The 22018-nt window shown below is 63.2% G+C and carries 21 protein-coding genes; 12 read left to right on the forward strand and 9 right to left on the reverse strand.

Going from position 1 to position 22018, the window contains the following annotated elements; translation table 11 throughout:
* Window positions 1–34: 34 nt before the first annotated feature.
* The 5 genes from E2H86_RS02335 to iacA form a co-directional block, all read right to left on the reverse strand.
* The gene (locus E2H86_RS02335; protein WP_133324292.1) at window positions 35–532 is read right to left on the reverse strand and encodes a flavin reductase; all 498 of its coding nucleotides are present in this window, start codon (window positions 530–532) and stop codon (window positions 35–37) included.
* Window positions 533–542: 10 nt separating this feature from the next.
* Window positions 543–1502: a PDR/VanB family oxidoreductase gene (locus E2H86_RS02340; RefSeq protein ID WP_133324294.1), complete on the reverse strand. Its 960-nt coding sequence runs from the start codon at window positions 1500–1502 to the stop codon at window positions 543–545.
* 48 nt (window positions 1503–1550) lie between these two features.
* Window positions 1551–2291 carry an SDR family NAD(P)-dependent oxidoreductase gene (locus E2H86_RS02345; RefSeq protein ID WP_133324296.1) on the reverse strand — a complete coding sequence of 247 codons (741 nt, stop codon included), beginning with the start codon at window positions 2289–2291 and terminating at the stop codon, window positions 1551–1553.
* 82 nt (window positions 2292–2373) lie between these two features.
* Window positions 2374–2736: an IacB protein gene (locus E2H86_RS02350; protein WP_133324298.1), complete on the reverse strand. Its 363-nt coding sequence runs from the start codon at window positions 2734–2736 to the stop codon at window positions 2374–2376.
* Between the two features lie 18 nt (window positions 2737–2754).
* Window positions 2755–3924 (reverse strand): indole-3-acetate monooxygenase, encoded by a 1170-nt coding sequence (iacA, locus tag E2H86_RS02355; RefSeq protein ID WP_133324300.1) that lies wholly within the window; start codon window positions 3922–3924, stop codon window positions 2755–2757.
* Between the two features lie 531 nt (window positions 3925–4455).
* Here iacA and E2H86_RS02360 point away from each other — a divergent pair.
* The 10 genes from E2H86_RS02360 (at window position 4456) to E2H86_RS02405 (ending at window position 15546) form a co-directional block, all read left to right on the forward strand.
* Window positions 4456–5379: a LysR family transcriptional regulator gene (locus E2H86_RS02360; protein WP_133324302.1), complete on the forward strand. Its 924-nt coding sequence runs from the start codon at window positions 4456–4458 to the stop codon at window positions 5377–5379.
* A 173-nt stretch (window positions 5380–5552) separates the two neighbouring features.
* Window positions 5553–6836 carry an aromatic ring-hydroxylating oxygenase subunit alpha gene (locus tag E2H86_RS02365; protein WP_133324304.1) on the forward strand — a complete coding sequence of 428 codons (1284 nt, stop codon included), beginning with the start codon at window positions 5553–5555 and terminating at the stop codon, window positions 6834–6836.
* Window positions 6836–7312: an aromatic-ring-hydroxylating dioxygenase subunit beta gene (locus E2H86_RS02370; RefSeq protein WP_133324414.1), complete on the forward strand. Its 477-nt coding sequence runs from the start codon at window positions 6836–6838 to the stop codon at window positions 7310–7312. Before E2H86_RS02365 ends, E2H86_RS02370 begins: the two co-directional genes overlap by 1 nt.
* Before the next feature lie 10 nt (window positions 7313–7322).
* Window positions 7323–8282 (forward strand): PDR/VanB family oxidoreductase, encoded by a 960-nt coding sequence (locus E2H86_RS02375; RefSeq protein ID WP_133324306.1) that lies wholly within the window; start codon window positions 7323–7325, stop codon window positions 8280–8282.
* Between the two features lie 109 nt (window positions 8283–8391).
* Window positions 8392–9636: an OprD family porin gene (locus E2H86_RS02380; RefSeq protein ID WP_133324308.1), complete on the forward strand. Its 1245-nt coding sequence runs from the start codon at window positions 8392–8394 to the stop codon at window positions 9634–9636.
* A 22-nt stretch (window positions 9637–9658) separates the two neighbouring features.
* Window positions 9659–10963 (forward strand): MFS transporter, encoded by a 1305-nt coding sequence (locus E2H86_RS02385; protein ID WP_230385473.1) that lies wholly within the window; start codon window positions 9659–9661, stop codon window positions 10961–10963.
* Window positions 10964–11033: 70 nt separating this feature from the next.
* Window positions 11034–12392, forward strand: a complete 1359-nt coding sequence (locus E2H86_RS02390) for a spinster family MFS transporter (protein ID WP_133324310.1) — start codon at window positions 11034–11036, stop codon at window positions 12390–12392.
* 1 nt (window position 12393) lies between these two features.
* Window positions 12394–13353 carry an AraC family transcriptional regulator gene (locus tag E2H86_RS02395; protein WP_133324312.1) on the forward strand — a complete coding sequence of 320 codons (960 nt, stop codon included), beginning with the start codon at window positions 12394–12396 and terminating at the stop codon, window positions 13351–13353.
* 97 nt (window positions 13354–13450) lie between these two features.
* A complete protein-coding gene (locus E2H86_RS02400) occupies window positions 13451–14551 on the forward strand; it encodes an NAD/NADP-dependent octopine/nopaline dehydrogenase family protein (protein ID WP_133324314.1) in 1101 nt (366 codons plus the stop codon).
* The gene (locus E2H86_RS02405) at window positions 14548–15546 is read left to right on the forward strand and encodes a 3-hydroxybutyryl-CoA dehydrogenase (RefSeq protein WP_133324316.1); all 999 of its coding nucleotides are present in this window, start codon (window positions 14548–14550) and stop codon (window positions 15544–15546) included. The genes E2H86_RS02400 and E2H86_RS02405 overlap by 4 nt, the downstream gene beginning before the upstream one ends.
* Here the strand turns inward: E2H86_RS02405 and E2H86_RS02410 are convergent.
* The 3 genes from E2H86_RS02410 to E2H86_RS02420 form a co-directional block, all read right to left on the reverse strand.
* Window positions 15509–15979, reverse strand: coding sequence for a MaoC family dehydratase (locus E2H86_RS02410; RefSeq protein ID WP_133324318.1), 471 nt, complete (start codon window positions 15977–15979; stop codon window positions 15509–15511). The two genes, E2H86_RS02405 and E2H86_RS02410, sit on opposite strands and share 38 nt — an antisense overlap.
* A 772-nt stretch (window positions 15980–16751) precedes the next feature.
* On the reverse strand, window positions 16752–18005 hold the full coding sequence (locus E2H86_RS02415; RefSeq protein WP_133324320.1) for a HAMP domain-containing sensor histidine kinase: 1254 nt from the start codon (window positions 18003–18005) through the stop codon (window positions 16752–16754).
* Window positions 18002–18694: a response regulator transcription factor gene (locus E2H86_RS02420; protein ID WP_133324322.1), complete on the reverse strand. Its 693-nt coding sequence runs from the start codon at window positions 18692–18694 to the stop codon at window positions 18002–18004. The genes E2H86_RS02415 and E2H86_RS02420 overlap by 4 nt, the downstream gene beginning before the upstream one ends.
* A gap of 210 nt (window positions 18695–18904) precedes the next feature.
* On the opposite strand from E2H86_RS02420, the gene bamA reads away from it, so the two are divergent.
* Together bamA and E2H86_RS02430 are read left to right on the forward strand one after the other, a co-directional pair.
* Entirely contained in the window at window positions 18905–21268 is a 2364-nt protein-coding gene (gene bamA / locus E2H86_RS02425; RefSeq protein WP_133324324.1) for an outer membrane protein assembly factor BamA, read from the forward strand.
* A gap of 103 nt (window positions 21269–21371) precedes the next feature.
* Complete coding sequence (locus E2H86_RS02430; RefSeq protein ID WP_133324326.1) at window positions 21372–21770, forward strand: hypothetical protein; 399 nt, start codon at window positions 21372–21374, stop codon at window positions 21768–21770.
* 14 nt (window positions 21771–21784) lie between these two features.
* Here E2H86_RS02430 and E2H86_RS02435 read toward each other — a convergent pair whose 3' ends face one another.
* On the reverse strand, window positions 21785–22018 hold the full coding sequence (locus E2H86_RS02435; RefSeq protein WP_133324328.1) for a PLD nuclease N-terminal domain-containing protein: 234 nt from the start codon (window positions 22016–22018) through the stop codon (window positions 21785–21787).

Consider the following 22018-nt stretch of genomic DNA (forward strand, 5'->3'; position numbering starts at 1 on the left):
CAGGGCTGCTAGGCAGCCCTCGCCATGCGCCGCCTCAGCACGCCTTCGAAGCTTCGCTGACGCGGTGATAGGCGCGGTTGAAATACACCAGCCCGTCATCGGCGCCGCCATGGCGGATGCCCTGGATCTCGCAGTAGAAAATGCTGTGCGAACCCACCTCATGAACCTGGGCGATACGGCAGTCGAAGTTCACCAGCGCTTCCTGCATCACCGGCGCCCCGCTCTCAAGGACCATCCAGTCGGCACTGGCGAAGCGCTGGTCCATGTCCAGCTCACGGTTGGCGAACGCGCCGGACAACGCCTGGTGAGTACCGGCCAGCACGTTCACGCACAGCGCGCCGTTGGTCTTGAACATCTCGTTGGAGTACGACGACCGGTTCATGCATACCAGCAAGGTCGGCGGCGAGTCGGTCACGCTGCACACCGCCGAGGCGGTGAAACCGAAGCGTCCGGCCGGGCCATCGGTGGTGATGACCGACACGGCGCCACCGAGCATCGCCATTGCGTTGCGAAATTGGGTTACCTCTACCATGGTCATCTCCTCAGATATCCAGGACCAGCTTGTTGGATTTGGCCCGCGAGCAGCACACCAGGATCTGGTCGTTGGCGGCCTTTTCTTCGTCGGTCAGGTACACATCGCGATGGTCCGGCTCGCCTTCGAGCACCTCGCACATGCAAGTGCCGCACACACCCTGCTCGCAGGAAATGTCGATCTTGATACCGACCTGAGCCAGGGCATCGAGAATGGTCTGACCTTCGGCGACCTGCACGGTCTTGTTGCTGCGCGCCGCCACCACCTCGAAGGTGTCACCGCTGGCGTCGACCTCGACCTGGAAGTACTCCTTGTGAATATGGGACTCGTCATAACCCTGCTGCCGTGCGCCCGCGATGACCCAGTCCATGAAGCCCGACGGACCACAGGTGTACAGGTGCGTGCCAGAGCTGCCCTGGCCGAGCACGGCAGGCAAGTCCAGACGCTGAGCGGCGTCCTCGTCGTCGAAATGGGTCACCACCCGCGCAGCGAACGGCGCATTGGCCAGTTCGTCGAGAAACGCGCTACGGCTGCGTGAGCGTCCGCAATAGTGCAACTCGAACTCGGCACCCTGCCGATGCAGGGCATGGGCCATGGCAATCATCGGGGTGATGCCGATACCGCCGCCGAGCAGAATCGAGCGTTTGCCATCGCTGGCCAGCGGGAACAGGTTACGCGGCGTGCTGATCTGCACTTCGCGGCCCTCGTGCAGCGACTCGTGAACTTGCACCGAACCGCCGCGGGACGCAGGGTCCTTCAGCACGCCCAGGCGGTAGACGGTCACCTCGGCGGGGTCGCTGCACAGCGAATACTGGCGCACCAGACCAGGTGCCACATGGATATCGACATGTGCGCCAGCCTCGAAGGCTGGCAGCGCGGCGCCATCGGCCCGTCCCAGTTCGAGGACGACCACGTCGGCCCCTTGGATCTCGCGCTTGCGCACGACTACATTCAACAGTTCTTCATTCATGGCCGGTGTCTCGGGTTACCAGAGGGGGCGCCGTGCGCCCCGAAAAAATCAACGCATGAACAACCCGCCGTTCACGTCCCAGGTCGCTCCGGTGGTGAAGTAGGCTTCAGGTCGCGCCAGTTGCACGATGAGATCGCCGAGAAAGTCGGCATCGCCCAAACGCTGCACCGGAATGTTTGCCAGCAAGCCCGGGAGGCGTTCGGCAGCCACGGCGGCGTGCACCGCCGGCGAGTCGATCGGCCCAGGCGCAACGGCGTTGACCGTGACGCCGCGGGCGGCGAATTCCTTGGCGAAGATTTTGGTCAAGGTGACGATGGCCCCTTTGCTCGCCGCGTAATGCGCGCCGGTAGCGGTACCGCCGTTCTGCCCGGCCAGCGAGGCCATGTTGATGATGCGGCCGTAACCGGCCTCGGCCAGGTACGCCCCCAGCACTTGGCAACCCAGGAACACGCTGCGCAGGTTGAGGCCGACCACCGCGTCGAACTCTTCCGGACTGATCTGCATCAGCGGCGTGGTTTTGGTCACGGCGGCGTTGTTGACCACCACGTGCAGCGCGCCGAAGTGCTGCAGCACCTGGGCCAGGGCCTGTTCGAAATCGGCCTTGTCGCCGACATCGAGCTTCACCGCCAATACCCGGCCACCCGCCCCTTGCAACTGCTCGGCGGCGGCCTGGGCCAAACCCAGATCACGGTCCGAAACCGCCACGTCGAATCCTGCTGCCAGGAGCCGAGCGCAAAAACGCTGACCCAGACCTTGACCGGCGCCAGTGACCAATGCGACTTGGTTCATGGTCGGCTCCTCAGAAGAAATGGCCGATACCGGCAATGGCATCGACAGGCTTGATCAGATTGCTCACAGGATCTCCTCGACATCAGGCACGCTGGATGATCAGTTCGCGGCCCACGCGGGCCTCGACCTTGGCGTAGCGCCACAGTTTGTACGGCCCGTCGCCCACCGCCGTGGTGCGGAACAGGTTACAGGCGGCATGCACGGTTTCGATGTCCGGCACATCGGCCAGCAGGTAGGTGGTCCAGGGGTAGCCATCGGACGGACCGACCATGCTCTGGTCGTCGTCCATGTTGCCCAGCACGCTGACCCCGGCCAGGTCGTGGATGTCGTTCCACATGGCGCTGAAGGCGGCCCACACCTGCAACTGCTCCTCGCGTGGGGCATCGAAGAAGTTCTGGTTGATGCCCATGCAGAACAGCACGCGCAAGGTTTTCTTATCGCTCATGACAAAGATCCCTGGAAATTAGAGGTAGCCCGGAAGGGGCTGTTTACCGAAGAACATCGCCCCGGCGTTCTGATAGGTGACGTCGCCCATGAAGGCGTGCTGGGTGACCACCTGCGCATCGTTGACGCAGCGGGCCAGCGGGCTTTCGTTGTAGATGCCGGTCATTCCCGAGAGCATCTGCGCGCTGCGTGCCACTTCGGCAGATACCCGTGCGGCATGGGTCGAGGAAAGTCGCAACAGGTTGGTCACCTCGACCGGTACCGGATCGCCGGTCAGCACGTGCTCCCAGGCCCGTTCGATGGACTCGTAGAAGAAGGCACGCGCCGAACGCAACGCAGCCTCGGCCTTGGCCACGTCCACCTGGGCCAACGGCCGGTCGGCCAATGCCGGGGCTCCGGTTACCGAAATACGCCCGCTGGCCATGCCCGACAACTCATCCAGGGCAGCGCGGGCCACACCCAGGCCAACCACCGAAAGGACCTGGGTAGCAAAAGACAGTGAGGGATAGCGGAAAAACGGCTCGTCCAGGTTCGGCTTACCGCCGCGTACGAACGTCCACTGCTCGCCGACCACCACGTCCTCGACCACCAGGTCGTGGCTGCCGGTGCCGAGCAGGCCGACGGTGTCCCAGGTTTGCTCGATGCGCGCCTGGCTGCGTGGCAGTACGGCCAGGCGCGGCAGGTCGAGCTTGTCGCCGTTGCGTGGGGCGATACCGACGCCGACGATATCGGCACACATCGAGCCGCTGGAGTATTTCCAGCGGCCATTGACCCTGAAGCCACCGCTGACGATCTCGGCAGGCTGCGGCGGGAAGATGCCTCCGGCGAACACCGTATCGGGGCTGTTGCCATAGATCTCGGTGATGGTTTCCAGCGGCAATGCTGCCAGGTAAACCGGGCTCATGCCGAAGCTGGCCACCCAGCCAGCCGATCCATCGGCATGGGAGATGCGTTCGATCATTTCGCAGAAGGCCGCTGGCGAGCACTCCAGCCCACCGAAGCGCTTCGGCACCAGGGCGCGGTAGACCCCATGAGCCTTGAAGGCATCGATCACGTCGCGGGAAATGTGGCGCTGGCGATCGAACTCACCCAGGCGGGCACGATCACGAACGCCTTCTAACAAAGCCTCGAAGGCAGGGCCGGAGGCAAGCGCCGATACAGGCGCGGCACGCAGGCAAAGCGAATCCATGGACTATCTCCGTCTCAGGCGCGGTTTTTGTAGTGATGCTGGAGTTCGGGGGCAGGATGCGAATTGGCTGCGCTCACTCGAGGCGAACAGGGGCCAGGCGCAATGGCGAAGGTGGGTCTGGGCGGCATGGTGTATCTCTCTTGTTGTGTGTGCCGGTGAACAAAATTTGCGTTCGATTACGTGAATTGTCAATTGAATTTTCACGCTTAAATCATGGCTTTCTCACGATCTAGCCGGCCGCATTCGCCCGACCTATCCGCTTAATTAATTGATTTAAATGGCGTTTTATTCAGATCCCGAACCTTCGCGGCAAAGCAAAAAAAACTAACCGACCCCGCCAATATTCCAAAAAATTTTTTATGCACTTTTCACATGATTTCAGCGAAAAAAAAGCTGGTGTAGGATGGCCAGGCATGGACCGCGACGACGCCCGGCAACCGCGCCGGGACGATAACAACAAGCCAGAAAGCGCCCCACCAGGATGGCGGGGACCACGCCAATGCCTGCCGTGCTTACTCCGAGGTAGAGGTCATGCCCACCCGCCCTATCGACATGCAGGACCACCGCCTGCGTTACCTGCACCTGAGCCATGACAAGGGCTCGATGCGCGCCGCCGCCGAAGCCCTGGGGGTCGCCACGTCATCGGTCAGCCGCCAGATTGCGCGGCTGGAAGAGGAACTGGATATCGAACTGGTACGTCCCGGCACCCATCGCATCAGCCTGACTGCTGCCGGCGAGGCGGCCGTGGATTACTACGTCGAGCGCCTGCGCCAGCACTCGGCACTGATCGACCGTCTCGACGAACTGCGTCAGCGTCAGCAGGCCTCGACGGTCATCGCCATCGGCGAAGGCCTGCTCGGCGCCCGAGCGATCAATTCGCTGCAAGGCTTCCTCCACGCCCACGGCGCGCACAAGGCCGAGATCATCAGCGCGCCATCGCTCGAGGTGCAGCGCAAGGTGCTGGCCGACGAGGCCCACCTCGGCGTGATCTTCGCGCCCAGCGCGACGGCGCGCCTGACCCGGCTGTTCAGCCTGGCCCAACCGCTGCGCATGATCGTGCACCGTGACAGTCGCATGGCCCAGCGCTCGACCGTCACCCTCGCAGAGGTGGCGCGCGAATCGCTGGTGTTGCCCGGCGCCAACTTCCGGGTGCGCGAACTGGCCGATGCCGCGTGCAAGGATCAACCGTTCGACATCGTGCCCACCCTCACCTCCAATTCGCTGGCAGTGATCCTCGACTACGTGCGTTCGGGGTTGGGGGCCACGTTGCTGGCCGAGTTGCCGATCATCGACGAGATCAGGAACGGCACCTTCAAGGCACTGGCCATCGATTGCCCGGCGATGAACGCCACCGATATTCAGATCGTCACCCGCCGAGGTCGGACCCTGGATGGGCTGAGCCGCGAGCTGGCAACGGAGATGGCCAAGGCGGTACGCATGGCGGCCAACTCCTGAGAGCCAGTTGCTGATACCACTGCAGTGGGTTGGCCCCGGTAAGAAGACACCGCAGTTGCAACTGAACACTCGTTGCATAAAACGCAACGACATTGCCCGTCCCTGTCATTGAGCGCCCCTCACCCTGCCATTAGCGTTGCTCACATAAGAAATCGCCTTGCAGAGGTATTCCCGTGAGCAACCTGATTCCCGCCGTCAACCTGACGGTCGACCCGGCCGAGCTGGTGCAGGCCGACCGTGTCCACACCTCCCTCTACACCGACCCGGCATTGTTCGATGCCGAGTTGGAAAAGATCTTCCACAGCACCTGGATCTGGGTCGCCCACGAAAGCGAAATCCCCGACGCCGGCAGCTACAAGACCACCTATATCGGCAAACAGCCGGTGATCGTGGTGCGCGACCGCAAGAAGGACATCAACGTCCTGCTCAACCGCTGCCGCCACCGTGGCGCTACGGTGTGCGAGCACAAGAAAGGCAAGACCAACAGCTTCGTCTGCCCCTACCACGGCTGGGGCTACGCCCTGGACGGCTCGTTGCGTGGCATCCCGCACCCGGAAAGCTATGGCGACTGCATCGACAAGAGCGAATTGCCTTTGGTCAGCCTGCGCACCGAAAGCTACGCCGGCATGGTCTTCGCCACCTTCAAGGAGGACATCGAGCCGCTGGAAGACTTCCTCGGCGCGGCGAAGAAATGGATGGACCTGTTCATGAAACAGGGCGCCGGCTACGGCATCAAGGTCCCAGGCGAGCACCGTTTCCGCTTCCCCGGCAACTGGAAGATCCAGCTGGAAAACACCACCGACGCCTACCACTTCCCGCTGGTGCACAAGAGCTTCCTGTCCTCGGTCGACGAGCAGACCCTGGAGCTGTTCGACTTCGTCAAAGGCCCAGGCTACGTCGAAGACCTGGGCAATGGCCACAGCGTGATGGTGATGATCCCTGAGCTGGTGGACCTCGAAGCCGACCTCGACAAGCCGATCCCGGAGCGCTTCGAAAGCCTCGCCGCCGAGCTGCGTGACGAGGGCATCGAGGAACAGCAGGTACGTCGCATCGTGCGCGCCGTCGGCGGTTCGGGCTTCAACCTCAATCTGTTCCCCAACGTCGCCTGCTCGATGGCGTTCTTCCGTGTGCTGCAGCCGATCTCGGTGAGCGAGACCGAGATCCACCACTCGGTGATCACCATGGACGGCGGCCCGGCGGCAGCCAACCGCTACCGCCTGCGTCTGCACGAACACTTCCAGGGGCCGATGGGCTTCGGCACGCCGGACGATTCCGAGGCCTGGGAGCGGGTGCAGAAAGGCGCCAATGCCGGCGAGAACCTGTGGATCATGCTCAACCGCGGCCTGCCAGGCGAGAAGCCCAGCGAAGACGGATTGATCTCCGACGTGAGTGCCGAAACCGGCATGCGTGCGGCGTACCAGCAGTGGAAGAAAATGATGAGCGCGGAGAGCAAATGATGAACCTGAACCTGTTCAACGAAGTCACCGCGTTCATCTGGCAGGAAGGCGACATGCTCGACCATGGTGAGTACGACGCCTGGCTTAACCTGTGGACCGACAAAGGGACCTACATCATCCCCATCGATCCCAAGCAGACCGATTACGAGAATACCCTCAACTACGCCTACGACGACCACCACATGCGCGGCCTGCGCGTGCAGCGGCTGATCGGTGGCGAGTCGATCTCGACCAGCCCGCAACCGCGTACCGTGCGCACGATCTCGCGCATCCGCGTGCTCGCCGACGATGGGGTGAATGTCACCGTGCGTGCGGCACAGAACATCCGCGAGTTCCGCAAGGAAAGCCTCAAGCACTACAGCGCCGATCTGACTTACACCCTGGTGCGTGCCGAAGCCAGCTTCAAGATCCACCGCAAGGTCATCAGCCTGATCAACAGCGACGATGCCCTGGCCGGTATCGGCTACATCCTCTAGGGCGACGGCCATGAGCGAACAACTGCTCGACGTGACCGTCACCGCCCGCGAGGTGCAAGGGGACGACATCGTCGTCCTCGAACTGGCTGCGGTCGATGGCCAGGTGCTGCCGCAGTTCGCCGCGGGGGCCCATATCGACCTGCATCTGGCTCCCGATCTGGTGCGTCAGTACTCGCTGTGCGGCGACCCAGCGCAACGCAATGTCTATCGCCTCGGCGTGCTCAACGACCGACAATCGCGCGGCGGCTCGCGGACGGTGCACGAACGCCTGCAACCCGGCACGCCGATGCGTATCAGTGCGCCACGCAACCTGTTTCCGTTGGCCAGTGATGCCAAACGCTCGATCCTGCTCGGAGGCGGCATCGGCATCACACCGCTGATCGCCATGGCGCACACCCTGCACGCCCAGGGCCAGCCGTTCGAACTGCACTACCGGGCCCGCTCGCGCAGCCGCTGCGCCTTCGTCGACGAACTGCTGGCGGCGCCGTTCGCCGCCAGTGTGTTCACCCATTTCAGCGACGAAGACGGCAACCGGCCATTGGACCTGGCCCGGGTGCTGGGGCCAGGCACTGAAGGCGTGCATCTCTATACCTGTGGCCCGACAGGCTTCATGGATTGGGTGATCGAGGGCGCACGCCAGCAAGGCTTCGACGACCGGCATATCCACCACGAGCACTTCCAGGCTGAAGTCGACACCTCGGGCGCCAGCTTCGAGGTGGTGGCGGCACGCAGTGGCAAGCGCGTGCAGGTGCAAACCGGGCAGACCTTGATTGCCGCGCTGCGTGATGTCGGGGTCAAGGTCGAGGTGTCCTGCGAGCAAGGTGTGTGCGGCACCTGCCTGTGCGATGTGCTCGAAGGCGAACCCGATCACCGTGACCATTACCTGACCGATGAGGAGAAACAGAGCAACGAACAGATCGTGCTGTGCTGTTCCCGGGCGCGCGGCAAGCGCCTGGTGCTGGATATCTAAAACAACAAAAACAAGACGTGACAGACAAGCGGGCCCAGACCTGCAGTGTTTTCTGCCCAGTTACCCGACTGCCCGGAACTTGTACTGATCACATTTCCAGGATTACCCCATGGAACTCATAAGGCCGTTGCGTGCGAAATCGATTTGCCTGTGTATTGGCACCCTGATACCCCTGAGCAGTTGGGCGGACGTGGTCGATGACAGCCACCTCTCGCTGAACTTCCGAAACCTCTACCTGAACCGTAACTTCACCAACTCCAGTGCCCCTGTGTCCAAGGTCGGCAACTGGTCCCAGGGCTTCGACCTGCAGTTCGAATCCGGCTACACCGACACGCCGTTGGCCGTCGGCCTGGACCTCAATGGCCAGTATGCGCTGCGTCTGGATTCGACCGGCAACGACGGCTCCCTGCCCTACAGCCGGCATCGTCAACAGGCCGCCGACGACTACAGTCGCGGTGGCGCCACACTGAAACTGAAATACGCCCGCACCGTGGTGAAAATCGGTGACCAGAAGCCGTTCTACCCGGTCGCGTCCAATGACCCCAGCCGCCAGCTCGACACCATCTACCAGGGTGCAGTGGTCGAGTCGCGGGACATCGATGGCCTGACCTTGGTCGGCGGCCGTTTCTGGTCGATCGTCACCCGTGAATCCTCCAACCACGAGCGCCTCTACCGCTACGGCACCAGCGATAGCCAGGACAGCGACGGCCTGGACTTCGTCGGAGCCACCTACAACCTGACCCCGGACCTGCAAGGCAGTTACTTCCATGGCGTGCTCAACGACGTCTACAAGCAGGACTACGGCGGCATCAAGCACACCCTGAAGTTCGCCGATGGCTATCAGCTCAAGACCGACGTCGGCTACTTCAACAACCGCGAGGACGGCGCCGCGCGCAGCGGACCGGTGGACAACCGCGCCTACTTCGGCCTGGTGACCCTGGAGAAGAGCGGCCACATGGTCGGCCTGAGCTACCAGCGCATGACCGGTGACACGGTGTTCCCGACCCTCAACGGCTACGTGCCGCAACTGTGGCTGCCCAACTGGGCCAGCGTGCCCTTCATTCGCCCGGACGAGCGCAGCTGGAGCGTGCGCTACGGCTACAACTTCGCGGCGATGGGCGTCCCCGGCCTGAAACTGTTCACCCGCTATATCAAAGGCACCGACGTCGACCGTGGTCCAGGCCTTGCACGGGACCAGGAAAGTGAACGGGACATCATGCTCAGCTACGTGATCCAGAGCGGGCCACTGAAAGACCTGTCGTTCGACCTGAAGAACATGCGTACCCAACAAAAATATGGCAACGACTACAACGAGTACCGCCTGATCACTTCCTACACCTGGAAATTCTGGTGAGTGGCCCGTCTGGAGATGGCTCATGAGTAATCTGAACACCAGCATCACCCGTGATACCGATCCTCGCACCATGCGCCGTATCGTCATTGCCTCGGTACTGGGTAATGCCCTGGAATGGTATGACTTCTTCCTCTATGGCACGGCAGCGGCACTGATCTTCGCGCCGCTGTTCTTCCCCGCTGGCACCGATCCGGTGCTCGGCACCATGGCTTCGTTCGCAGGCTTCGCGGTGGGTTTCCTGGCCCGCCCGCTCGGCGGGCTGATCTTCGGCCACATCGGCGACAAGGCCGGACGCAAGAAGGCCCTGGTGATGACCCTTGCGATCATGGGCGCCGCCACCTTCGCCATGGGTCTGTTGCCGACCTTCGAGCAGGCCGGCTATCTGGCCCCCGCATGCCTGGTGATTCTGCGCGTGCTGCAAGGGGTGGCTTCAGGTGGCGAATGGGGCGGCGGCGTGCTGCTGCTGAGCGAAAACGCGCCCAAGGACCGCGTCGGCTTCTATGCGGCCTGGAGCCAGCTGGGGGTCTCCGGTGGCTTCGTGCTGTCGGCTGCCGCGTTCTATCTGGTGCAGATGTTGCCGGTCGACGACATGATGAGCTGGGGCTGGCGCGTGCCGTTTCTGGCCAGCATCCTGATCTTCGGGGTTGGCGTCTACATCCGCCGCCGGCTGCCTGAAAGCAAGGCATTCGTCGAAGAACAGGCTCAAGCCGACCAGCCTGAGCACATCCCGGCCATGGAAGTGTTGCGCAAGCACCCCAAGGCGGTGCTGCAAGCCATGGGTATCCGCATCGCTGAGAACGGCAGTGCCTACCTGTTTCTGGCGTTCACCATCGCCTACGCCAAGTTCACCGGCCTGGACACCCAGTTGGTGCTGGCGGCCGTGATGGTCGCGATGATCGTCGAAGCCGGCACCATTGTGTTCTGGGGCTGGCTGTCGGACATCCTTGGCCGCCGCGTGGTGTACGCGATCGGTTCGGTGGGGCTGATGCTGCTGGCCTTCCCGTTCTTCTGGATGCTCGATACCCATTCGCCTGTGTGGGTGTACCTGGCGGCACTGCTGGGCATGGCGTTCTGTCACGGCGCGATGATCGGCACGCAACCGGCGCTGATGGGCGAACTGTTCCCGCCCAAGGTGCGCTACTCGGGCCTGGCCATGGGGCACGAGATCGCCTCGATCTTCTCCGGCGGTCTGGCGCCGTTGGCGGCCACCGCGCTGTTCAGCCTGTACAAGGACGCCTGGCCGGTCTCGGTGATGCTCCTGGTCATGGGCGCGATCACTACCGTCGCGGTGTTTTCCATCAAGCCGCAGGCTGATCCACGGCGATGAGCCCGCCGCGCCCTCAGCCACATCTCAACGCCCCGACACCTTACGGCTTCCTTTTCGAGAGCATGCGAGCATGACGAACCTCACCCAAGCGCAACCCGAAACGCTGCGCGAAAAGCGCTACTTCTACGAATGGTACGTGGTCATCCTGTGCATGGTGGCCTACATATTTTCCTTCGTCGACCGGCAGATCCTCGCGTTGATGATCGAGCCGATCAAGGCCGACCTGCAGTTGACCGACACCCAGTTCAGCTTGCTGCATGGCCTGGCATTCTCGTTGTTCTATGCGTTCATGGGCATGCCCATCGCCTATCTGGCGGATCGCTTCTCGCGACCGCGGATCATCGCCCTGGGAGTGATCTTCTGGAGCATCGCCACCGCGGCCTGCGGCCTGAGCAAGAACTTCGTGCAGATGTTCCTGGCCCGCATCGGCGTCGGCGTCGGCGAGGCGGCCCTGTCACCTTCGGCCTACTCTATGTTCAGCGACATGTTTCCCAAGGAAAAGCTGGGCCGCGCTGTTGGCATCTATTCGATCGGTTCGTTCGTCGGTGGTGGCGTCGCCTTCCTGGTCGGCGGCTACGTGATCGCCATGCTCAAGGATGCGCAAACCATCGAGGTGGCGTTTCTCGGCGCCATGAAGGCCTGGCAGCTGGCGTTCTTCATCGTCGGCCTGCCGGGGGTGATCGTCGGCCTGCTGATCTGGTTGACCGTGCGCGATCCTCAACGCAAAGGGGCCCAACTGGACGCCGACGGCAAGGTACGCAAGGTCCGGCTCACCGACGGCCTGCGTTTCATCGGTCGTCATCGGGCGACGTTCGCCTGCCACTACCTGGGCTTCTCGTTCTACGCCATGGCGCTGTACTGCATGCTCAGCTGGACACCGGCACTGTATATCCGCAAGTTCGGCATGAGCCCCGAGCAGGCAGGCTTCATGCTAGGTTCCATCCTGCTGCTGGCCAATACCACCGGTGTGGTGTTCGGTGGCTGGCTCACCGACCACCTGGCCAAGCGCGGGCGCAGCGATGCGGCAATGCGTACAGGAGTGATCGGTGCAGTGGGCATGATCGTGCCGGCAGCCCTGTATTCGCAGGTCGACCAGCTGTGGTTGTCGGTGACGTTGTTGGTACCTGCCATGTTCTTCGCCTCGTTCCCGATGCCGGCCTCCACGGCTGCCATGCAGATCCTCTCGCCGAACCAGGTGCGCGCACAGGTGTCGGCGGTGTTCCTGCTGATCAGCAACCTGCTCGCTCTGGGCCTTGGCACCACATTGGTCGCGCTGATCACCGACCGCTACTTCGGCGTACCGGCGGCAGTCGGCTCGTCGATGTCGATCGTCAGCGTGTTCGCTTCGTTCCTGGCCATCGTTCTATTGGCCAAGGGCTGCAAGTGTTTCAGGGCCAGCATGCAACGCGAACACCCCGGCGCCGCCTGAGATGCTCAGCGACAGCGGCCTGCTGCAGCGTTTCGTCCTGCTCGACTCCTTCGACCTGGCCGAGATGCAGACGCAGCTGGCCAATTACCTGTGCCCGCATCGCCTGCGGGTACTGGACGATACGCCGCCGCACTTACAGGTCGGCGGCGTGGAGTTCGGCGGTGTGCGGTTGCTCGAACTGCACTACCACGCGCCAGTGGAGATCAGCCTGGAGAGCAGCGGTGAGCAGTACCTGTTTCGCAGTACCTTGCAGGGGCGCTGCGAAGTGACCCAAGGCCGACGGCAGGCAGCGGTCGCCGCAGGTGGCCTGAGCGTCAGCTCGCCGTTCGCCAGCAGCCGTATCGTCACGGGCGGCAGCTGCCGCAACGCCGTCCTGAGCGTGCCGCGCGAGGCCTTGGAAGTGCAGGTCCAGCGCTTGCTTGGGCACAGCCTGCGCCAGCCACTGGCGTTCGATGTGCCGCTTGCCGCCAGCCATCCTGGCGTGCAGGCGCTGGGCCTGGGGTTGGACTATATCTGCCGCTTGTTCGCCCTCGACCTCAATCTGGCGGCGTTGCGTCAGGGGATGTCGGAGCACTTGGCGCACCTGCTGCTGACCCAATTGCCGCACAACTACAGCGCCGCCCTCGAACATGCTCAGCGCCCCCCGTTGCCCTGGCACGTGCGCCGGGCCTGCGACCATATCGACGCACACCTGGACCAGCCCTTGGCCCTGGCCAGCCTGTGCGCCCTCAGCGGCGTCTCGCTACGCACCTTGCAAACCGGCTTTCGTCGTTTCCTGGGGCAAACGCCGGTCGAATACATTCGCGAGCGTCGCCTGCTGGCGGTGCACCATGCCTTGCAAGCTGGCGAAGGCAGCGTCACCGATGTGCTGCTGCGCCATGGCATCAACAGCCCCGGGCACTTCACCCAGCAATACCGCCGCCGCTTCGGCTGCCTGCCCTCGGCCACCCTGAACCGTTGAGTCGCTGCGCAATCGGTACGCCTGCTGCGCGATCCGTAGCGCCCTGGACGGATCCGCTCGCTAGCATCGACTGACCTCAACACAGGAAACGACACCCATGAATATCACCATCCTTGGTGGCGGCCACGGCTGCTATGCAGCCGCCGTCGAAATGGCCGAGCGCGGTCACAGCACTCGCCTGTGGCGGCGCGACCAGGCGGCGCTGAAGCAATTGCAGGCCATCGGCGCATTGACCGTTCGCGACTTTCGCGGCACCCGGCAGGTCGCGCTCGACCAGCGACTGACCTTGGTCGGCGACCTGGCCCAGGCCCTGGAAGGTGCGCAGCTGGTGGTCATTCCGCTGCCGGCGACCACGCACCAGGCCCTGGCCGCTGACGTCGCACCCTTGCTGCGCGACGGCCAGGTGGTGTTCCTGCCGCCGGGCACCTTCGGCAGCTATGTGTTCGCCAAGGCCATGCACGAGTGTGGCAACCACGCCGAGGTAGCCTTCGCCGAAACCGGCACCCTGCCCTACCTGGTACGCAAGCATGGTCCCGATCAACTGGTGATCAGCGCCTATGCCACACGCCTGCCTACCGGCGTGCTGCCCAGTCGCCTGTCGGCCCATGCCTTTGCCGTGTTGCGCGAGGCGTACCCTAGCGTGGAGCCGATCGAGGATGCCCTGAGTGGCGCACTGATGAACGCCGGGCCGATCATCCACCCACCGCTGATCCTGATGAACGCCGGCCCGCTGGAACACTTCGACTCCTGGGACATCCACAACGAAGGCACCCAACCATCGATCCGCCGGGTCACCAACCAACTGGACGCCGAACGCATGCGCGTGCGCGAAGCGCTCGGCTACCCCGCGCCGCACTTCCCTCTGGCCGACCACTACAACACCGACCAGGGCGATGAATGGATGTATGGTCGCGGTGCCCACGGCAAGCTTACCGACAGTGGCGACTGGCGTGAGAAGATCGATCTGCAGCAACACCGCTACATGCTCGAAGACACTCGCCTGGGCCTTTCACTGCTGGTCTCGGTGGGACGCTGGGCGGGCGTGCCGACGCCTGTGGCCGAGGGTTTGCTGGCCCTCGCCTCGGCAGTGACCGGGCGCGACCTCTACAGCGAAGGTCGAACCCTGGACAACCTGGGCCTGGCGACGCTGGACAAGGCGCAGATGGCGGCGCTGCTGCGCGAGGGGGTGCTGCCATGAGCGCGCCTGTACAGCGCATCGCAGTGGTGGGGGCCGGGCGCATGGGCGAAGGTATCGCCCTGGCCTTCGCCCAGGCCGGGTTGCAGGTGAGCCTGATCGATCTCAAGGTCCGTGAGCAAACGGCGCAGGTACGTTACTTTCAGGTGCTACGGGACAACCTGGCAGCCGAAGCCGCCAACCTGGCGACCCTCGAGCTGATCGACGCCACGCAGGCGCAGTGTTTGCTGGAGCGCATCTGCCTACTGCCGCGCACCGAGGGGCCCCAGGCGCTGCAAGATTGTGGACTGGTCTTCGAAGCAGTGCCCGAGGTGTTGCAGGCCAAGCGCGAGGCATTCGCCTGGATCGACCAGCATGTGGCAGCGGACACCATCATCGCCTCGACCACCTCGACCTTTTTGGTGACCGAGCTGGCCGCCATGGTCGACAAGCCCGCGCGAATGCTCAACGCGCATTGGCTCAACCCCGCGCATCTGATGCCGTTGGTGGAGGTGTCACGCAGTGCGCAGACCAGCGATTCGACGGTCGATGCCCTGTTGGCAACCCTGCGCGCCATCGGCAAAGTCCCTGTCGTATGCAACGCCGTGCCAGGTTTCATCGTGCCCCGCTTGCAGGCGCTGGTGATGAACGAAGCTGCGCGCATGGTCGAAGAAGGCGTGGCCAGCGCTGAGCAGATCGACCTTGCGGTGCGTACCGGTTTCGGTCTGCGCTTTTCCGTGCTGGGCCTGCTGGAGTTCATCGATTGGGGCGGTGGCGACATCCTCTACTACGCCTCGCAGTACCTTGCCAGCCAGCTCGGCGAGCGTTTCCAGGCACCGCCCAGCGTGCTCGCCAACATGCGCGATGGGCGTAGCGGGCTGCGAGACGGCATCGGCTTCTATGATTACCAGGACGTCGATGTGGCCGCCTACCGTCAGGCTCGGCTGGCCACGCTGGTGGGGCGCATACGCAGCAGTGGGCTTACGCCGGTGTTCCAGGCTCCGACGGCCGGCGCATGACCAACAGCTTGCTGACCATGCGCTGGCACACCTCGTCGTGCTGGTTGAGGGTGAGGCATTCGGTGGTCACCATGGCGCGGTCAGGCTTGGATTTCGACGGCTGGATTTCCAGTATCTTGCAGACCACGTGCAGGACGTCGTCGGGCCGGGTCGGGCGGGGCCACTGGATATCGCCGCCAGCACCGATCACGCCACTGCCGATGGGCAGGCATTCGGTCAGCAGGCGCATGGTGATCGCCGCGGTGTGCCAGCCGCTCGCGGCCAGGCCTTTGAAAAAAGTGCCTCGTGCCGCGGCGTCGTCCAGATGGAAGGGTTGCGGGTCGAACTGGCGGGCAAAATCGATGATCTGCTGGGCATCGAGGGGGAACTCGCCACTGCTGAAAGTCTGGTCGACGTGCAGGTCATCGAGATAGATCGCATTGCCAACGGACATATCGTGCCTCTCCAAGTAGGGTCGTCGGCTTCTAGGCTAGCGCAAAGTTTTGGCTCTTCACGGATTGTCGGGGAGCTTGGCTTGGCTTGGCTTGGCATCTAGATCGTGAGCTGATCCATTGTGTGTAGTGGCGCTTCTGGCCCCTTCCGCCTTCGGCGGCCTACTTTTCTCTTGGGAAAAGTAGGCAAAACCGCTTGCTCCTGCATCCGGCCCTCCGCTTCGCTACGGGTCCCCTCGCTACGGCGCAAAGTTACGGGCGGCGCCTGCACGGGCGTTATCTTCGAAAGACAGATCGCACTATCCGCGGCAACACAAAACGAAGGTAAAGGGAAAAGCGAGAGCGCAGCGATTCGCCTGCCATGGCTCTGGCTTTTGATCTTGCTCTTGCTCTTGCTCTTGATCTTGCTTTTGATCTACCCGCGACCTCAGGAGGCCGAGTGGAGGTGGCTGGAGGGCCAGGTGCGCAGCACCCTCCGGCGTAGCCGGAGGCGCGAGATGTAGACTTGCGCAGCAAGTCGTAGGCCGCGCGGGCCCGCAAGCCGCCGGAGCGAGGGGACCCCGAAGCGCAGCGTAGGGGCCGTATGTGGGAGCAAGCGGTTTTGTGCAACTTTTCCCAAGAAAAAAGTTGCCCGCCGTAAAGGCGGAAGGGGCCAGTAGCGCCGCTACACAAAATGGATCTTCCCCCAGTCTCAATGCCAAACCAGCCAGCCCCCCACCCGACAATCCGTGAAGAACCAAAGCTCTGCGTGGACAAGCCCGCTCAAGGCCTCGACTACAGCCGTGGCAACTCGATACACACCTGCAGGCCACCCTCGCCCCCTGACCGGGCCGTGACCGTGCCCTGGTGCAGGGCGACGGCACGTTGGGCGATGGCCAGACCAAGGCCGAAACCATCGCCACCAGAGTCGCCACCCCGATCGAACGGCTCGAAAATGCGCTGCAGCCGCGCCGGATCGACACCGGGACCTTCGTCAGTGATGCACACCTGCAAACGCTCCCCCGCCAGCAACGTCGCCTCTACCCGCACCTGCGTACCGGGAGTGGTGTAGCGCACCGCATTGCGGATGACGTTCTCGAACGCTCGGTACAACAGCTCCTCATGACCATGGGTGAGAAAAGGCGCTTGCGCGGCAAGCACGACCTGGCACTGTTTGATGCCCGCCTCGAACCGCGCATCCTCGACGATCTGCGCCAACAGCTCGACCACGTCCAGCGCCGCACCCACCTCTTCGCCCCGCTGCGCCTGGACGCGGGCCAGGGTCAACAGTTGCTCGATCAGGTCGTCCATGCGCCGCGATTCACGCTCGATGCGTTCGAGCATCTCATGCCGCTCCGGTTGCTGGCGCAGCAGACCGATGGCAGCATGCAAGCGCGCCAACGGCGAACGCAGCTCATGGGAAATGTCGTGCAGCAGGTTCTGTTGTGCCTGCACCAAGGCCTTGAGCTGCCCTGCCATGCGATCGCAATCTTCGGCCAGATCGACGATCTCATCGCGCCGCCGCCCCAAGCGCGGCCGCACCCGGATGTCGAAACGGCCCTGGGCGACCTCGGCCATCGCCGAGCGTAACCAGGCCAGCGGGCGCGTCAGGTACAGGCTGCAGAGCAAAGCGAACAACGCGCTCATCAGCGTACCGGTGACCAAAGGCCCCATGCCGCGGGGGCGCGGCGCCTGGTCGATGCCACTGGCCGCCGATGCCCGCAGAATCAACGGGCGACCTCTCACGTCTAGCACCGTTTGCTCGAAGCGCGCATGCGCAACGGCGCGCCCCGCCAGCAATCGCCCCTGCTCGTCGTACAGGCCCACTTGTACTTCCGGCGCCTGGGGCGTCACGTTGAGCAGTTGCCGCCCAGCCTGTTCGCCATAGCGTTGCAACATGTTCAATTCGGTAGCAAGCAGCGAGCGTAGCGCCGGCGTGTCGCCACGCAGCTCATCGAGCATGAACGCGCCAGCGCCGACCAGGAAGGTCAGGCTGTTGGCCAGCCAAAAAGCCAGAAACAGCTTCCAGAACAGGCGCCGGCGGTTCATTCGACGATCAACATGTAGCCCATGCCCCGCACGCTCTGGATCCAGCTGCTGCCGTCGGCGCGCGGGCCGAGCTTCTGGCGGATGCTGCTGACGTGTACATCGATACGCCGGTCGTAACGCGTCAAGGGCCGGCCAAGGGCATTGAGCGACAAGTCCTGCTTACTCACCAACTGCCCGGCGTTGCGCGCCAGGGCCTCCAGCAGGCTGAACTCGGTGCCGGTAAGTTCGAGCCCCGCCGAGCCCCACTGCGCCTGCCGACGGCCGGGCCAGAGGGTCAGACTGCCACTGCTCACCCGCTCGGGCACCAGGCTTTCCAACACCCATTGCGGCTGCACCCGCCGCAGGATCGCCCGCAGCCGCGCCACCAACTCACCCGGTGAGCTGGGCTTGGGTACATAGTCGTCGGCCCCCAGTTCCAGTCCGGCGATCCGATCGATGTTGTCGCCACGCGCGGTGAGCAGCAATACCGGCACCTGACTGCGCGCCCGGATCCGCCGCAACACCTCGATACCCGAGATGTCCGGCAACATTACATCCAGTACCACCAACTGAAAGGCGCCGCTGAGGGCCTTTAGCTCGCCTTCCTCGCCAGTGCCCACGGCGGTGGCCGCAAAGCCCTCGCGGGCCAGGTAAAGGGCGAGCATCTCAGTGAGTTCACGGTCGTCGTCGACCAACAGCACGGGGGTCATGGTGGGTTCGTTGTCAGTTATTCGGAGGATCAATGATCGCCCTGGGGAGCCGGGGCTGTCACCGCCGAGCGCCGCAACTTTACACATCTTTACCCAGGGTTAACGGCGCCGTACACAGCCCGCCCTTATTCTCATCGCCCGCTTGCTGGCAGCCGCCGTGCGCCTTCGGTGACGCCGTCACCTCCTCTACCCGCTCGTCTGGAATCCCCCATGAACTACCCGCGACTGTTGCTCTCCATCCTGCTGCTAAAAGCCTCCCTGGCCCAGGCCGAGCCGTTCAGGATCGCTGACATCCGCGTGAATGGCCTGCAGCGGGTGTCCGCCGGCAGCGTCTTTGGCGCCTTGCCCCTGAACGTGGGTGATCAGGCCGACGACAAGCGCCTGGTGGAGTCGACCCGTTCGCTGTTCAAGACCGGCTTCTTCCAGGACATCCAGCTGGACCGTGACGGCAACGTCCTGATCATCAACGTGGTCGAGCGCCCCTCGGTGTCCGGTATCGAGATCGAAGGCAACAAGGCGATCAGCACCGAAGACCTGATGAAGGGCTTGAAACAGTCGGGGCTGGCGGAAGGCGAAATCTTCCAGCGCGCCACCCTGGAAGGCGTGCGTAATGAGTTGCAGCGCCAGTACGTGGCCCAGGGCCGCTACTCCGCCGAGGTCGATGCTCAGGTGGTGCCGCAACCGCGCAACCGCGTGGCGCTTAAGATCAAGATCAACGAAGGCACCGTCGCCGCGATTCAGCACATCAACATCGTCGGTAACGACGTGTTCGACGACGACACGCTGAAACGACTGTTCGAACTGCACACGACCAATTGGCTGTCGTTCTTCAAGAACGACGACAAGTACGCCCGGGAAAAACTCTCCGGCGACCTGGAACGCTTGCGCTCCTATTACCTGGACCGTGGCTATATCAACATGGACATCGCCTCTACCCAGGTCTCGATCAGCCCGGACAAGAAGCATGTGTTCATCACGGTCAACATCAACGAAGGCGAAAAATACAGCGTCCGCGACGTTAAGCTTTCCGGTGATCTCAAGGTACCGGAGGATCAGGTCCGCGCGCTGCTGCTGGTGCAGCCGGGCCAGGTGTTCTCGCGCAAGGTGATGACCAATACCTCCGACCTGATCACCCGTCGCCTGGGCAACGAAGGCTATACCTTCGCCAACGTCAACGGCGTGCCTCAGGCCAACGACGAAGATCACACCGTCGACATCACCTTCGTCGTCGACCCGGGCAAACGCGCTTACGTCAACCGGATCAACAACCGCGGCAACACCAAGACCGAAGACCAAGTGCTACGACGTGAGATGCGTCAGATGGAAGGCGGCTGGGCTTCGACCTACCTGATCGACCAGTCCAAGACCCGTCTCGAGCGTCTGGGCTTCTTCAAGACCGTGAACGTCGAAACACCCCAGGTGGCCGGCACCGACGATCAGGTCGACGTCAACTACAGCGTCGAGGAACAGGCGTCCGGCTCGATCACCGCCAGCGTCGGCTTCGCCCAGAGCGCCGGTTTGATCCTCGGTGGCTCGATCAGCCAGAACAACTTCCTCGGCACCGGCAACAAGGTGTCCATCGGACTGACCCGCTCCGAGTACCAGACCAAGTACAACTTCGGTTTCACCGACCCCTACTTCACCGCAGACGGCGTGAGCCTGGGTTACAACCTGTTCTACAGCAGCACCGACTACAGCGACTACTACGACGATGGGGTGTCCTACTACGCCATCAACAGCTATGGCGCCGGCGTCAGTTTCGGCTACCCGATCAACGAAACGTCGCGCCTGAGCTACGGCCTGACCCTGCAACACGATGATATCTCGCCGGGTACCTATAGCGCCGACGAAATCTACGACTTCATCGAGCGCGAAGGCAAGAGCTTCAACAACCTCAAAGCGTCGATCGGTTGGTCCGAGTCCACCCTGAACAAAGGCGTGCTGGCGACCCGAGGACACTCGCAAAGCTTGACCCTGATGGCTACCACGCCCGGCAGCGACCTGTCGTTCTACAAGATTGACTACAACGGCCAGACGTTCCTGCCGGTCAGCAATAGCAGCAGCGTGCGGTTGCATACCAGCCTGGGATACGGCAATGGCTACGGCTCGACCGATGGACTGCCGTTCTACGAAAGTTACACCGCAGGCGGCCAAGGTTCGGTGCGCGGTTTCAAGGACGGCACCCTGGGGCCACGCAGCACGCCAGCCACCGGAACCTATTCCAGCGCCGGCCAGGCGTATTACTCCGATCGCGACACCGACGTGCTGGGTGGCAACATCCTCATCACCGGCGGTGCGGAATACATCTTCCCGATGCCGTTCATCAAGGACCAGAGCCAGCTGCGCAGCTCGGTGTTCGTCGATGCGGGCAACGTGTATGCCGATACCTGCTACCTGTCGACCACCCAGGGCTGCGGCACGGTCAGCCTCGACCAACTGGCGGTGTCGCTGGGCGTTGGCGTGACCTGGTACAGCCCGATGGGGCCGCTGAGCTTCAGCCTGGCGATGCCGGTCAAGAAGCCGGATAACGCCGAGACACAGGTGTTCCAGTTCTCTCTGGGCCAGACCTTCTGAGTGACGCGCGGGTATTACCTGTTTTTACCCGCGCTTAACTCTCCTTGACCCTAGGCTGGCCTACTCTTTCAGCCATATGCAAATGCCACAGCAGAGACCCACCATGCCCCCATTCGCCCCCAACGTTCTCGCCTGCGCGGTGCACGACGAGTTACCTGTCTCGTTGCTCGACCTGGTCCAGCAACGCCTGGCGAGCCTGCTCGGCGCCGGCTACACCGTGGTCCTGGCTGGCAGTGGTGACGGTCTCGGCGCCAACCAGTACCACCTTGCCATCCAGCACGGTCGCAGTGGGCTGTCGCTGGAGGACAACGGCCCCGTAGGTCCGGACATGGTCGAACATCTTTTGGCGCTGGGCTGGCGGACCAAGGCCATGCTCGAATCGGATACTTTCAAGCGCATGGGCGGCGACGATCCTAAGCGTCTGGTGGCCTGGATCAGCGACCTGGACTGCCCCGAGACACTGAAGGCCACCGCACGTCAGCTGCAGGCTCAGCAGGACTGAGACTCTGCTGCTCTCTACCCTTTGCTGTGCTCCGGTGAGCTGGGGCCCGTACCGCGCTTGATACCGCGTGGCCCGGCAATGCCCCAGATGATCAGACCGACCACCGGCAAAATCACCAGTAGCAAGGCCCACAGGATCTTGGTGACATCGGACTTGTCGCTGCGGAACACGCTGACGATCGCCCACAGGTCGACCAGCAGAATGATCGCCACCAAGGCGATCCAGAAATACGTCACAGGGTCAGTCAT

The organism is Pseudomonas putida (assembly GCF_004357765.1).
Taxonomy (GTDB): domain Bacteria; phylum Pseudomonadota; class Gammaproteobacteria; order Pseudomonadales; family Pseudomonadaceae; genus Aquipseudomonas; species Aquipseudomonas putida_U.